Origin of the sequence: Variovorax xiamenensis, assembly GCF_050916385.1 — a bacterium.
In the GTDB taxonomy this organism is placed as follows: Bacteria; Pseudomonadota; Gammaproteobacteria; order Burkholderiales; family Burkholderiaceae_C; genus Variovorax.
On record NZ_CP139038.1, the window covers coordinates 4,569,496 to 4,583,036 of the forward strand.

At 69.5% G+C, this 13,541-nt stretch carries 10 protein-coding genes; 5 read left to right on the forward strand and 5 right to left on the reverse strand.

Features of this window, described 5'->3' with window-relative positions; all coding sequences use genetic code 11:
• Nucleotides 1-23: 23 nt before the first annotated feature.
• The 5 genes from SFB74_RS20805 (at nucleotide 24) to SFB74_RS20825 (ending at nucleotide 8,715) form a co-directional block, all read left to right on the forward strand.
• Nucleotides 24-3,560 carry a DUF2126 domain-containing protein gene (locus tag SFB74_RS20805; RefSeq protein WP_432726185.1) on the forward strand — a complete coding sequence of 1,179 codons (3,537 nt, stop codon included), beginning with the start codon at nucleotides 24-26 and terminating at the stop codon, nucleotides 3,558-3,560.
• A gap of 63 nt (nucleotides 3,561-3,623) precedes the next feature.
• On the forward strand, nucleotides 3,624-6,380 hold the full coding sequence (locus tag SFB74_RS20810; RefSeq protein WP_432726186.1) for a circularly permuted type 2 ATP-grasp protein: 2,757 nt from the start codon (nucleotides 3,624-3,626) through the stop codon (nucleotides 6,378-6,380).
• 55 nt (nucleotides 6,381-6,435) lie between these two features.
• The gene (locus SFB74_RS20815) at nucleotides 6,436-7,257 is read left to right on the forward strand and encodes a basic amino acid ABC transporter substrate-binding protein (RefSeq protein WP_432726187.1); all 822 of its coding nucleotides are present in this window, start codon (nucleotides 6,436-6,438) and stop codon (nucleotides 7,255-7,257) included.
• A gap of 34 nt (nucleotides 7,258-7,291) precedes the next feature.
• Nucleotides 7,292-8,260, forward strand: a complete 969-nt coding sequence (locus tag SFB74_RS20820; RefSeq protein ID WP_432726188.1) for a transglutaminase family protein — start codon at nucleotides 7,292-7,294, stop codon at nucleotides 8,258-8,260.
• Nucleotides 8,257-8,715: a RidA family protein gene (locus SFB74_RS20825; protein ID WP_432726189.1), complete on the forward strand. Its 459-nt coding sequence runs from the start codon at nucleotides 8,257-8,259 to the stop codon at nucleotides 8,713-8,715. The genes SFB74_RS20820 and SFB74_RS20825 overlap by 4 nt, the downstream gene beginning before the upstream one ends.
• A 111-nt stretch (nucleotides 8,716-8,826) precedes the next feature.
• On the opposite strand, the gene SFB74_RS20830 is transcribed toward SFB74_RS20825, so the two are convergent.
• The 5 genes from SFB74_RS20830 to SFB74_RS20850 all read right to left on the reverse strand — a co-directional run bounded on the left by SFB74_RS20830 (nucleotide 8,827) and on the right by SFB74_RS20850 (nucleotide 13,504).
• A complete protein-coding gene (locus SFB74_RS20830) occupies nucleotides 8,827-9,741 on the reverse strand; it encodes a LysR family transcriptional regulator (RefSeq protein WP_432726190.1) in 915 nt (304 codons plus the stop codon).
• 27 nt (nucleotides 9,742-9,768) lie between these two features.
• Nucleotides 9,769-10,089: a ferredoxin gene (gene fdxA, locus SFB74_RS20835; RefSeq protein ID WP_432726191.1), complete on the reverse strand. Its 321-nt coding sequence runs from the start codon at nucleotides 10,087-10,089 to the stop codon at nucleotides 9,769-9,771.
• Nucleotides 10,090-10,117: 28 nt separating this feature from the next.
• Nucleotides 10,118-10,894 carry an enoyl-CoA hydratase-related protein gene (locus tag SFB74_RS20840; RefSeq protein WP_432726192.1) on the reverse strand — a complete coding sequence of 259 codons (777 nt, stop codon included), beginning with the start codon at nucleotides 10,892-10,894 and terminating at the stop codon, nucleotides 10,118-10,120.
• 61 nt (nucleotides 10,895-10,955) lie between these two features.
• Entirely contained in the window at nucleotides 10,956-12,125 is a 1,170-nt protein-coding gene (locus tag SFB74_RS20845) for a CaiB/BaiF CoA transferase family protein (protein WP_432726193.1), read from the reverse strand.
• A complete protein-coding gene (locus SFB74_RS20850) occupies nucleotides 12,122-13,504 on the reverse strand; it encodes an FAD-dependent oxidoreductase (RefSeq protein ID WP_432726194.1) in 1,383 nt (460 codons plus the stop codon). Before SFB74_RS20850 ends, SFB74_RS20845 begins: the two co-directional genes overlap by 4 nt.
• Nucleotides 13,505-13,541 lie beyond the last annotated feature (37 nt).

Genomic DNA, 13,541 nt, shown 5'->3' on the forward strand with positions numbered 1-13,541 from the left:
GCCAGCACTGCACACAAAAACGCATGTCAATTCACGCCGCGCTCCACCACGTCACCCACTACAAGTACGACCGCCTGGTGCAGCTGGGCCCGCAGGTCGTGCGCCTGCGGCCCGCGCCGCATTGCCGCAGCAACGTCATCTCCTACTCGCTGCGGGTCGAGCCAGCCGAACACTTCGTCAACTGGATGCAGGACCCGTTCGCCAACTACCAGGCGCGGCTCGTGTTTCCCGAGAAGACGCGCGAGTTCAAGGTCACGGTCGACCTCGTGGTCGAGATGGCGGTCTACAACCCCTTCGACTTCTTCCTCGAGCCCCAGGCGGAGAACTTCCCGTTCAAGTACAAGCCCTCGCAGGCCGAGGAGCTCGCCCCCTACCTCGTGGCCGACCCGGTCACGCCGCTGCTGCAGGCCTACCTCGACAAGATCGACCACAAGGAGCAGCGCACCATCGACTTCCTGGTCGGCATCAACCAGCAGGTCCAGAAGGACGTCAACTACCTGATCCGCATGGAGCCCGGCGTGCAGACGCCGGAAGAAACGCTGGCCAACGGCAGCGGCTCCTGCCGCGACTCGGGCTGGCTGCTGGTGCAGTTGCTGCGCCACTGCGGGCTGGCCGCGCGCTTCGTCTCGGGCTACCTGATCCAGCTCACGCCCGACGTGAAAGCGCTCGACGGCCCAAGCGGCACCACGGTCGACTTCACCGACCTGCACGCCTGGTGCGAGGTGTTCCTGCCCGGCGCCGGATGGATCGGCCTCGACGCCACCTCGGGCCTGCTGGCAGGCGAGGGCCACATCCCGCTGGCCTGCACGCCGACGCCTTCGAGCGCCGCGCCCATCGAGGGCGGTGTCGACGAATCCGAGGTCGAGTTCGGCCACGACATGAAGGTCACGCGCATCTACGAGTCGCCGCGCGTGACCAAGCCCTACACCGAAGACCAGTGGGCCGAGGTGCTGGCGCTGGGCGAAGCGGTCGATGCGCGCCTGAAGGCCGGCGACGTGCGCCTGACCATGGGCGGCGAGCCCACCTACGTGGCCACCACCGACCGCGACGCGCCCGAGTGGAACACCGACGCGCTCGGCCCCACCAAGCGCGGCTACGCCACCGAACTCGTGCACAAGCTGCGCGCCGAATACGGCAAGGGCGGCTTTCTGCACTTCGGCCAGGGCAAGTGGTATCCGGGCGAGCAGCTGCCGCGCTGGGCGCTGTCGATCTTCTGGCGCGCCGACGGCCAGCCGCTGTGGCACGACCCCGACCTGTTCGCCGACGAGCGCTTTCCCACGCACTACACGAGCGAGGACGCGCGCCGCTTCACGAACCTGCTCGCGCACAAGCTGGGCCTCACCGAGCGCTACATCCAGCCGGGCTACGAGGACATCTACTACTACCTCTGGCGCGAACGCCGCCTGCCGGTCAACGTCGATCCCTTCGACTCGAAGCTCGACGACGAGCTCGAGCGCGTGCGCCTGCGCCGCGTGTTCACGCAGAAGCTCGACGCGGTGATCGGCTACATGCTGCCCATCGAGCCCGGCAACGCGACCGGAGACGCTCCCGCGCTCTCGGGCCCGGCCTGGAAGACCGGCCCCTGGTTCCTGCGCGACGACCGGCTCTACCTGATCCCGGGCGACTCGCCCATGGGCTACCGCCTGCCGCTCGACTCGCAGCCGTGGGCCAGCAAGGGTGACTACCCCTACATGATCGAGCGCGACCCGAACGCGCCGCGCGGCGCGCTGCCGAGCGGAGCCGACTATCGCGCGCGCTACGCCGTTGGCACGGGCGGCGCGAGCAGCACGGGTGAAGCGGGCGGCGCAGGGGCCGACCTCGGTTCCGTGCCCTATGCCTTCGGCACGCCGCCGGTCGTGCCCTCCTCGCTGCGCATGCAGACGCCGGGCGCCGCGAGCGACGGCGAAGGCGACGGCGCGGACGACAACGACTCCACCGGCTCCACCACCACCCGCCAGCCCCTGCGCGGCGAATCGGCCCACTGGATCACCCGCACCGCGCTGTGCGTCGAAGTGCGCGACCCGCGCCGCGCCAACGGCCCCGCAGCCGAGAAGAAGGGCAACGCCTCGGGCGTGCTCTACGTCTTCATGCCGCCGCTGGCCCGCCTGGAGGACTATCTCGACCTCGTCGCGGCCGTGGAAGCCACCGCGCGCGACCTGGGCGTGCGCATCGTGATGGAAGGCTATCCGCCGCCGCGCGACCCGCGCCTGAAGCTGCTGCAGGTCACGCCCGACCCGGGCGTGATCGAGGTCAACATCCATCCCGCGCACAACTGGAAGGAACTGGTCGACCACACCGAGTTCCTCTACAACGCCGCGTTCGAAACCCGCCTGTCGGCCGAGAAGTTCATGACCGACGGACGCCACACCGGCACCGGCGGCGGCAACCACTTCGTGATGGGCGGCGCCACGCCCGCCGACAGCCCCTTCCTGCGCCGGCCCGAGCTGCTGGCCAGCCTGCTGCTGTACTGGCACAACCATCCGTCGCTGAGCTACCTGTTCTCGGGCATGTTCATCGGCCCCACGAGCCAGGCGCCGCGCGTGGACGAGGCACGCAACGACCAGGTCTACGAACTGGAAATCGCGCTCAAGGAAATCGCGAAGAACCGCGAGATCTACGGCCAGAACATGCCCGCATGGCTGGTCGACCGCACGCTGCGCAACATCCTGATCGACGTCACGGGCAACACGCACCGCAGCGAGTTCTGCATCGACAAGCTCTACTCGCCCGACTCCAGTACCGGCCGCCTCGGCCTGCTGGAGCTGCGCGCCTTCGAGATGCCGCCGCATGCGCGCATGAGCATCGCGCAGCAGTTGCTCATCCGCGCGCTGGTGGCCCGCTTCTGGGACGAGCCCTACAAGGCGCCCGTCACCCGCTGGGGCACCGAGCTGCACGACCGCTTCCTGCTGCCGACCTTCGTGAAGATGGACTTCGACGACGTCATCAGCGAGATGCGCCAGGCCGGCTTCGCTTTCGACCCCGACTGGTTCGCGCCGCACTTCGAGTTCCGCTTCCCGCTGGTGGGCCAGGTGCAGGCGATGGGCGTGGAGCTCTCGCTGCGCAACGCCCTCGAGCCCTGGCACGTGATGGGCGAGGAAGGCGCGATCGGCGGCACGGTGCGCTATGTCGATTCGTCGCTGGAGCGCATCGAGGTGCGCGTGACCGGCCTGAACGAAAGCCGCCACGTCGTCACCGTCAACGGCAAGGTGCTGCCGCTGCAGCCCACCGGCGTGGCCGGCGAGTTCGTGGCGGGCGTGCGCTACAAGGCCTGGAACCCGCCTTCGTCGCTGCACCCGAGCATCAAGGCCCACGCGCCGCTGACCTTCGACCTCGTCGACACCTGGATGAAGCGTTCGCTGGGCGGCTGCCAGTACTTCGTGGCCCACCCGGGCGGGCGCAACTACGACACCTTCCCGGTCAACGCCTACGAGGCCGAGAGCCGCCGCCATTCGCGCTTCACCCGCACCGGCCACACGCCCGGGCTGCTGCGCACGCCTCCCGCGACCATCGAGCTGCCGGGCAGCCGCGAATTCCCGTTCACGCTCGATCTGCGGCGCTGACGGGACATTCAGCACACTGCCCGAACGGACCACCCGTGACGGCAGTGTGACAATCCACCCCCTGTGGAACCTTTGAACGAATCCCTGTTCGACGCCCAGGCACTGGAGTTTCCGGCGGCCCTGGCGTCGGCGCTCGCCCCGCCCGCCCTGCCCGGCCACTACGACGAACTGCGCGGACAGGCCACCCCGGTGGCGCCCGTCCGGCCAGCGCCCGGGCCCACTGCGGCCTCCGCTCCAGTCGCCCCGCAGCTCTACGATGCCGCGGCCGACCGGCCGGTGGCAGCCGGCCAATCGCAGTCCCAGCTCCAGTCCCCGTCCCAGTCGCAATCCCAGGCACAGACGCAGGCCCCAGCCGGCGAGCAGCCTCCCCTCACCCCCGCTTGGAACGCCTTCTTCGAACAGCTCGGCCCGGGCGGCTTCAACGACCTGCCCCGGCGCGCGGCCAGCCTGGAACGGCAGATCCGCGACAACGGCGTCACCTACAACGTGTATGCCGACGCCAACGGCCCGCAGCGGCCGTGGTCGCTCGACCTGTTCCCGCTGATCGTCTCGCCCGAGAGCTGGAGCCAGATCGAGGCCGGCGTGCTGCAGCGCGTGCGCGTGCTCGACCGGGTAATGGCCGACGCCTACGGCCCGCAGCAGCTGCTGGCCGAAGGGCTCATTCCCCCGGCGCTGGTGCGCGGCCACCCCGGCTACCTGCGCGCGCTGCACGGCGTGAAGCCGCCGGGCGACACCTGGCTGCACATTGCCGCCTTCGACCTGGCGCGCGGCCCCGACGGCAACTGGTGGGTGGTCTCGCAGCGCACCCAGGCGCCCTCGGGCCTGGGCTACCTGCTGGAGAACCGCCTCGCCATCACGCGGCAGTTTCCGCAGGCCTTCGAGGCGCTGCACGTGCAGCGCCTGGCCGCCACCTACAGCGCCATGATGGAAGGCCTGCAGCGCATGTGCCCGGCCGGCGTGCCGCCGCACATCGCGCTGCTCACGCCGGGCCCGTACAACGAGACCTACTTCGAGCACGCCTACCTCGCGCGCTACCTGGGCGTCACGCTGGTCGAGGGCAGCGACCTCACGGTGCGCGACCAGCGGCTCTACCTGAAGACGCTGCAGGGCCTGCGACCGGTGCACGGCCTCATCAAGCGGCTGGACGACCAGTTCCTCGACCCGCTGGAGCTGCGCCCCGATTCCACGCTCGGCGTGCCGGGCCTGCTGCAGGCGATCCGCGCGGGCAACGTGCTGGTGGCCAACATGCCGGGCTCGGCGTTTCTCGAATCGCCCGCGCTGCTGGGCTTCCTGCCGGGGCTGGCGCGCCGGCTGATCGACGAGAAGCTGATGCTGCCCGCCCTGCCCACCTGGTGGTGCGGCGAGCGCGCCGCGCTCGAATCGGTGCTGCCGCAGCTGGGCGACTGCGCCATCAAGCCCACCTACCCCGGCTTCGACGGCCGCGCGAGCTTCGATGCGGTGCTCGGCAGCCAGCTCGGCCGGCGCGAGCTCGACGAATGGGCCGGCCGCATCGTGCGCGAGGGCGACGTCCATACCGTGCAGGGCTACATGCCGCTGTCGCAGATGCCCACCTGGGCCAACGACATGGGCCCAGGCCACATCGCGCCGCGCGCAGTGATGCTGCGCGTCTTCGCGGTGAGCGACGGCGCGCAGTCGTGGCGCGTGCTGCCCGGCGGGCTGGCGCGGCTCACCGAGCCCGACGCGCAGTTCGCCTCGATGCAGCGCGGCGGCAGCAGCGCCGACGTGTGGGTGCAGACGCACGGCGAGGTCGACCGCACCACGCTGCTGCAGCCGCACAGCACGCCGGCCTCGCTCGCGCGGCACCGCGCGCCGGTCACCAGCCGCGCGGCGGAGAACATGTTCTGGCTCGGCCGCTACACCGAACGCGCCGAGAACGCGGTGCGCCTCGCGCGGCTCACGCTGAGCCTGCTGGGCAGCGAAGACCAGTCCTCGCGCCCGCTGCTCGAATGGCTGCACCGCATGGCGCTGCGCAATGCGCTGGTGCCCGCCGGCGTGCCGAGCGCGCCGCAGTCGCGCCGCGTGTTCGAGCGCGCGCTCATCGCCGAGCTGGGCGACGTGGCGCGCGGCGGCAGCGTGGGCTTCAGCCTGCGCTGCATCCGTCAGGCCGCGGCCGCGGTGCGCGAGCGCCTCTCGCAGGACAACTGGAACCAGATCGTGCGCACCGAGGCCGACTTCCTGCGCCGCGCCGCCGAGCAGGCCGACGAAGGCAGCTTCGCCGCCAGCGCCGCGCTGCGCGCCCTCGAATCCGCCAGCACCGCGCTCGCCGCCATGACAGGCGCGCAGACCGACCGCATGACGCGTGACGACGCCTGGCGGCTCTTGTCCATCGGCCGCCACATCGAGCGGCTTGGCTTCCTCGCGAACGCGCTGGAGGCCGGCTTCGACAACGGCGCGGTTCACGAGGTGAGCGGCTTCGAGGCCATGGTGGCGCTCTTCGACAGCACCATCACCTTCCACGCCCGCTACCAGCAGCGCCGCGACGTCGCCACCATGGTCGACCTGCTGGTGCTCGACGCCGAGAACCCGCGCTCGCTGGCATGGGTCACGCAGACCCTGCGCGGGCGCATCGCGCGGCTGGCCGGCAGCGCGCCGGGCAAGCTGACCGCGCTGTCGTACGAGTTGCCCGATCCGGCCAGCTGGACGCTCGAACACCTTTGCGCCGCAGGGCCGGACGCCGACTATCCGGAGCTCATGAAGCTGCTCGCCGGCTGCGAGACGGCGGCCTACCATGTGTCCGACGCCATCGGCACGCGCTACTTCACGCTGACTTCCGAGTCGCTGCGCTCGGTCGGCGCCTGAATCCGTTTCCCGTACAACACAACAAGCAGTTCAAGACAGTTCCAAGGAGGCACCCATGTCAGGCATCACCATCAACCGCCGCTTCGCACTCACCGCCGCAAGCCTCTTCGCGGCCCTCGCCATCGCCGGCTGCGGCAAGCAGGAGTCCGCATCCGCGCCCGCTGCCGGCGCGCCGCCGGCACCAGCCGCCGCCCGCGTGCTCGTGGTCGGCACCGACGCCGCCTACACGCCCTTCGAGTCGCAGAACGACAGGGGCGAGATCGTGGGCTTCGACATCGAGGTGGTGAAGGCGGTCGCGCAGAAGGCCGGCTTCGAGGTGAAGTTCGTCAACACGCCGTGGGAAGGCATCTTCAACTCGCTCGACCAGGGCGACCGCGACCTGCTGGTGTCGGCCATCACCATCACCGACGAGCGCCGCCAGACGATGGACTTCTCGCAGTCCTACTTCGACGCGCGCCAGCTCATCGCCGTGCGCAACGACGCGCCCATCACCAAGTTCGAGGACATCAAGACCCTGAAGGTCGGCGTGCAGAACGGCACCACCGGCGACGAGGTCGTGGGCAAGCTGCTGGGCAAGTCGAGCACCGCCATCAAGCGCTTCGAGTCGACGCCACTGGCGCTCAAGGAACTGGAAGCCGGCGGCGTGCAGGCCGTGGTGGCCGACAACGGCGTGGTGGTGCACTACCTCGCCAACAACACCGCCGGCGGCTTCAAGACGGTGAGCGACACCGGCTTTCCGGTCGAGAAGTACGGCATTGCCGTGAAGAAGGGCAACGCCGAACTGCTCGCCAAGATCAACCAGGGGCTGGAGGCGATCCGCGCCGATGGCACCTACGCCAAGATCTACGCCTCGTACTTCGGCTCCGAGTCGAAGTAGGCCGACGACGCAAGCCATCCAACGGGCACCGGCCATGCTGCTCCACGTCACACACGAAACCCGCTACGAGTACTCGCCGCCGGTCGAGACGGCGCAGCACCTCGCGCACCTGAAGCCGCTGGCCACCGGCTCGCAGAAGCTCGTGAGCCACAAGCTCGCCATCGAGCCGGCACCTGCGCAGCGCGGCGAGCAGGCCGACCTGTACGGCAACACCCGCGCGTTCTTCGCGCTCGAAGCCACGCACGACAAGCTGGTGGTCACGGCCGAGAGCGTGGTCGAGACCTCCGTGCCGGTGCTGTCGCCCGCGGTGGCGCGCGACCTGCCGTGGGAGGCCGTGCGCGAGCGCTTCCGCTTCCGCAAGGACGCCACCTTCGACGCGGCATCGGAGTTCGTCTTTCCCTCGCCCTACGTGCCGCGCCACGACGACTTCGTGGCCTACGCGCGCGCCAGCTTCGTCCCCGGGCGTCCGACCTTCGACGTGGCGATGGACCTCACCGAGCGCATGTACGAGGACTTCGCCTACGACGCCGACAGCACCGAGATCAACACCCCCGCCGTCGAGGCCCTCGCGCAGCGCAAGGGCGTGTGCCAGGACTTCGCCCACATCATGATCGCGTGCTTCCGCACCATGGGCCTGCCCGCGCGCTACGTGAGCGGCTACCTGCTCACGCAGCCGCCGCCCGGCCAGCCCCGGCTGGTGGGCGCCGACGCCTCGCACGCCTGGGTGTCGGTGTACCTGCCCGGCGAGGACGACGGCACCGGGGGCAGCCCCGGCGACTGGGTCGACTTCGACCCCACCAACGGCCGCCAGCCCGGCGAGGACTACGTCACGCTGGCCATCGGCCGCGACTACTCCGACGTCTCGCCGATGCGCGGCGTACTGCATGGCGGCGCAAGGCACACGCTGAGCGTCGGCGTGACCGTGCAGCCAGTGGGGGAAGTGATCGAGGGCCTGCCGCAAACACGGACACAATCGCCTTCCCAAGACAAGGAGTCTCCATGAGCGTTTACGACAAACTTTCCAGCCTCGGCATCACCCTTCCGCCCGTCGCCGCCCCCGCCGCCGCGTACGTGCCCTTCGTGCAGACCGGCAACCTCGTGTTTCTCTCGGGCCACATCGCGAAGAAGGACGGCAAGGTCTGGACCGGCCAGCTCGGCGCCAACATCAGCACCGAAGAAGGCAAGCAGGCCGCGCGCGCCATCGCCATCGACCTGCTCGGCACGCTGCATGCGGCCGTGGGCGACCTGAACAAGGTCAAGCGCATCGTCAAGGTGATGAGCCTGGTCAACTCCGTCGGCACCTTCACCGAGCAGCACCTGGTGACCAACGGCGCGAGCGAGTTCTTCGCCGAAGTCTTCGGCCCCGAAAAGGGCGCGCATGCACGCAGCGCCTTCGGCGTGGCACAGATTCCGCTGGGCGCCTGCGTGGAGATCGAGCTGATCGCCGAAGTCGGCTGACCTGCCTTCCGGGCCTTCCGGTATCCGCCTCCCGATGAAAGCCTGACGGCCTCGGCCGTCAGGCTTTTTTCATCCGCCCGGAATGGGAGCGAACACGGTACTCCTTCGGCTTCACACCGCCGCCGCCACGGCCTCCAGCTGCGTCAGCCGGCGAGCCATGCGGCCGACGAAGTTCTGCGTCACATGCGGCAGCACGCGCTGCGAGGGCACCACGATGCCGACCTGGAGCTGGTCGAGCGCGGGCAGCTCGAAGGGCCGCCAGATCAGTTCGCCGCGCTTCAGGTCCTCGATGAAGGCGATCTTCGAGAAGCACGAGATGCCCTTGCCGGCCTTGATGAGCCGCTTGAGCATGGGCGTCGAGTTGCAGGTGGCGGCCGGTTCCATGTCGTCCCAGAAGGAGGCGAACTCGGGCGACAGCGCGGCGCTGATCACCGGATGCGAGCTGGAGCGCAGGAACGGATAGCGCGCGCACTCCTTCAGCGACACGCTCGCGTGGTTGGCCAGCGGATGGCCCGGCGGCATCACCAGGCCGATGGGCAGCCTGGCCAGCGCCACCGCCGCCACGCCGCCGGGCAGCCGGCTCACGAAGGTCATGCCCACGTCGACCTGGCCCGACATCACCATCTGCGGCACGTCCATCGGCTGCACCGCGGTGATGGTGTACGTGACGGCGGGGAACACCTGCAGGAAGTCCTCCACCGCCGAGGGCAGCAGCTCCTCGAAGAAGGAATCCATCGCCGCCACCTTCACGTGGCCGGTGCGCTCGCCCTTGAGCGCATCGAGCTCGGTGCGCATCACCTGGTACTGGTGCAGCGTCTCCTGCGCATGCTTGAGCAGGCGCTCGCCGGCCGCGTTAAGGCGCAGGCCGTTGGGCATGCGGTCGAACAGCTCCACGCCCAGTTCGTCCTCCAGCTTGTGGATCTGCCGGTTGACCGCGCTCGCCGCCACGAAGAGCCGCTCCGAGGCCTTGCGCACCGAGCCGCAGCTCGCCACCTCGATGAAGTATTTGAGAATGCTGGCGTGCATCAGCCGGCCCTCCCGCGAGCCGCCCGCTCACCGGGGCAGCGCTGCAACGGCCGGGTGGTCGCAGGCCACGCGCCTGGCATCGGCGCCGCCGGGCGAGCCCAGCCCGCTGACGTCCGCCGCGAAGAACTCGCGGTTGATGGCCGTGAAATGTGCCATTTCGGGCGGCAGCCGAAGGTCTTCGTAGATGGCCTGCGTGGGGCAGGCGGACACGCAAACGCCGCAGTCGATGCATTCATCCGGGTGAATGTACAGAGTGCGCTCGCCTTCGTAGATGCAATCGACCGGACAGCACTTGACGCAGGCGCCGTCCTTGATGTCGATGCAGGCGCCGGTGATGACGTGAGGCATGGCACGTACCTTCGCTTGCGCGGCCGGCCTAGCGGCCCAGCCACTGCGGCTTGCGCTTCTGCTGGAAGGCCAGCACGCCCTCGTCGGCGTCCTGCGACTGCAGCGCGGCCACGAGCGCCGGCAGCCGCATGCGGTGCGCCTCGGCCGGCGCGAGCGTGCCGGTGCGGCGCACCACCTGCTTGATGGCCTTGAGCGACAGCGGCGCGCAGGCCAGCATCTGCTGCACCCAGCGGCCGACGGCCGTGTCGAGTTCGGCGCGCGGCACCACCTCGTTGACCAGTCCCATCTCCAGCGCGCGCTGCGCCTTCACGCGCTGGCCGGTGAGCATCATGCCCATGGCCTGGCGATACGGAATCTGGCGTTGCAGCAGCAGCATGCCGCCGTCCAGCGGCAGCCGGCCGACCAATGGCTCGGGCAGGCCGAAGCTGGCTTCCTCGCAGGCCACGACGATGTCGCAGCCCAGCACCATCTCGAAGCCGCCGCCCAGCGCCAGGCCGTTGACACGCGCGATCACCGGCACGTCGAGCGTCTCGCGCAACGCGATGCCGCCGAAGCCGCCGGGTCGCGCGGCGGCCCAGTACTCCACGCCCTTGAGGTTGGAGGTGTTCTTCAGGTCGGCGCCGGCACAGAAGGCGCGCTCGCCCGCGCCGGTGAGCACCACCGCGCGGATGTCGTCGCGTGCCTCGATCTCGGTCCAGATGCGCTGCAGCTCGGCCTCCGTCGGCAGGTCGACCGCGTTGAGCACTTCGGGCCGGTCGATGGTGACCGTGGCGACGTGGTCGGCGACTTCGAAGAGCACGCTCATTGAATGACCTCCACGCTGCGCGTTCCGGTGCGAGCTTGCTTGGGGCGGCCCGGCGCGGCGCTCATGCGTCGGCCTCCTCGATCAGCGCGCGGGCTTCGGCCAGCACTTCGGCCGTGTGCTGCCCCAGCCTGGGCGGCTCGCGTCGCAGGGCAGCCTTGGCGGCCGACATCTGTATGGGGCTGGCGATGAACTTCAGCGGGCGGCCCGAGGGCGTGCCGCCTTCCAGGATCATCCCGTTGTGCAGCGTCTGCGGATCGACCAGCGCCTCGCGCATGTCGCGCACCGGAGCGGAGAGCAGGTCCTGCTCCTCCAGCTTCGCAAGCCAGTGCTCGCGCGTGTTGCTCGCAAAGCGCTCGTGGAAGATCGCGTGCAGCGCAGCCTTGTTGGCGAACTGCGCCTTCAGCGTGGCATAGCGCGCGTCGAGCGACAGGTCATCGATGCCCAGCGCGGCGCAGATGTCGCGCAGCGGATTGGCCTTGAACGCGCCCACCAGCACCAGCGGTCCGGTCTGCGTGTCGAACACGCCCGACAGCGGCATGGCGGCCCAGTTCACCTCGGAGTCTTCCATCATCACCATGGCCGCCTCCTGCATCTGCATGGCCAGCATGGAGTTGTAGAGCGACACCGCGATCTTCTGTCCCTCGCCCGTGCGCTCGCGCTGCAGCAGCGCCAGCAGGATGCCCTGCACCATGTGCATGCCGGCGGTGTAGTCGGCCAGCGCCGTGGGGTAGATCGACACCGGCACCGACGCATCGGCACGGCGCGCCATCACGCCGGTGAGCGCTTGGGCAAGCACGTCCTGGCCGCCCTTGTGGGCGTACGGGCCGGTCTCCCCGAAGCCTGTGCCCACGGCGTAGATGATGCGCGGATTGAGCCGTTTGCAATCTTCATAGCCCAGCCCCAGCCGCTCCATCACACCGGCGCGGAAGTTGTTGGTGACCACGTCGGCGCCGGCGATCAGCGCCTTCACCAGTTCCATCTGCGCCTCGTCGCGCAGGTCGATCTCCACGCTGCGCTTGTTGCGGTTGAGACTGCAGAAGATCGGGTTGTCTTCGCCCGCCACCGGCGCGAAAGTCGAGCGGCTCAGGTCGCCCGCGCCCTTGCGCTCGATCTTGATCACGTCGGCGCCGTGGTCGGCCAGCATCTGCGTGCAGACCGGGCCCATCATGACCTGCGTGAAGTCGATCACGCGGATGCCGTCGAGCGGCAATGCACTGGTGCCGGCGGTCATGCGGCCTCCTTCTCGAACGAACGGGCGATGGCCGGCACGTCGGCGTTCGGCCCCTTCTGGTCGCCGGGGTCGGCGCCCTGGGCACGCAGCGTCTTCTGCAGCTTCGCGATGTCGACCTCGCGCACCGAGATGCCCGCGTTCAACGCCAGCGCCGCGGCCGTACCCGTGGCCTCGCCCATCGCCATGCAGGGCGGGATCTCGCGCGAGATCTTCTGCGCGGCCGAGGTGGCCGAGTAGTGGCGCCCGGCCACCAGCAGGTTCTCGACGCTGCGCGGCAGCAGCGTGCGATACGGGTAGTAGTAATCGCGGCCGCGCGCCACGCTGTCCTCGAAGCGGGTGCGCTGGGCCACGTCTTCCTTGGTCATCACGTAGGCGCCCTCGAGCAGGCGGGTCTGGCGGATGCCGGTCTGCGGCGCCATGTCGATCAGCGTGCACTTCGCAAAGCCCGGCAGCCTGGCTCGCACGAAGTCGATCACCCTGTGGATGGTGGCGCGACCCTGCACTTCGGCGCGCGTCAGGTCGCTCACCTTCAGGCCGTCCAGCCCCGGCATGTGCGGGCAGTTGCACCACACCACGCCCGGCAGCGGCGTCTTGAGCCACCACGCTTCCCACGCACCGCCGAGCATGTGCTTGATCTCGCGGTCCAGTGCCTGCCAGGCATCGGGCTCCTCGCGCTCGAAGCGCTCGGCTTCTTCCGTGTCCACACCTCCCAGGCGGAACACGGTCGTCACGATGTAGCTGCCGCTGATGTGCGGCGCCCCGGCCGAGGCGGCGACGTCGAGGTCGCCGGTGGTGTCGATCACCACCTTGCCCAGGATGGCCTCGCGCCCGCCCTTGGTCTCGCAGACCACGCCCCTGACCTTGCCGTCTTCCACCAGCGTGCGGGAGAACCACGAGTGCAGCCGCAGCTCGATGCCGGCCTGCAGCACCATCTCGAGCGACGTGCGCTTCCATGCGTCGGGGTCGAAGGCGGCGGCGAAGCAGATGGGATGCGGCTTCTCCTTGCTGTGGAAGTCGTAGGTGCCCCAGCGCTTCCAGCGCCGCACCGATTCGGGCAGCGTGCCCCATTCGTGCTGGCGCGGGTACTCGGCCAGGCCCAGCGCCGACATGCGCTCGATCATCTCCAGGCAGATGCCGCGCACCGAAATTTCCTGCTGGTGGCTGTCCCACATGTCGTCCAGCACCAGCACCATGCCACCCGAGGCGAGGCCGCCCAGGTGGTTGTAGCGCTCCAGCAGCGTCACGCTCGCGCCGTTGCGCGCGGCGGCCAGCGCCGCGGCCTGCCCGGCGGGGCCACCGCCGACCACCACCACGTCCGATTCGGCCGCCACGCGCACGTCGTGCGCGGACTCCTGCATCCAGTCGCCAATACGGCTCATAGAACTCTCCTGTTGAAATGTTTGGATGTGTCTGAAA

What these genes read in the sequence shown, in the direction of transcription:
- SFB74_RS20805 (WP_432726185.1), top strand. Translation starts at nt 24, where the DNA reads ATGTCAATTCACGCCGCGCTCCACCACGTCACCCACTACAAGTACGAC.
- SFB74_RS20815 (WP_432726187.1), top strand. Translation starts at nt 6,436, where the DNA reads ATGTCAGGCATCACCATCAACCGCCGCTTCGCACTCACCGCCGCAAGC.
- SFB74_RS20820 (WP_432726188.1), top strand. Translation starts at nt 7,292, where the DNA reads ATGCTGCTCCACGTCACACACGAAACCCGCTACGAGTACTCGCCGCCG.
- SFB74_RS20825 (WP_432726189.1), top strand. Translation starts at nt 8,257, where the DNA reads ATGAGCGTTTACGACAAACTTTCCAGCCTCGGCATCACCCTTCCGCCC.
- SFB74_RS20830 (WP_432726190.1), bottom strand. Translation starts at nt 9,741, where the DNA reads ATGCACGCCAGCATTCTCAAATACTTCATCGAGGTGGCGAGCTGCGGC.
- fdxA (WP_432726191.1), bottom strand. Translation starts at nt 10,089, where the DNA reads ATGCCTCACGTCATCACCGGCGCCTGCATCGACATCAAGGACGGCGCC.
- SFB74_RS20840 (WP_432726192.1), bottom strand. Translation starts at nt 10,894, where the DNA reads ATGAGCGTGCTCTTCGAAGTCGCCGACCACGTCGCCACGGTCACCATC.
- SFB74_RS20845 (WP_432726193.1), bottom strand. Translation starts at nt 12,125, where the DNA reads ATGACCGCCGGCACCAGTGCATTGCCGCTCGACGGCATCCGCGTGATC.
- SFB74_RS20850 (WP_432726194.1), bottom strand. Translation starts at nt 13,504, where the DNA reads ATGAGCCGTATTGGCGACTGGATGCAGGAGTCCGCGCACGACGTGCGC.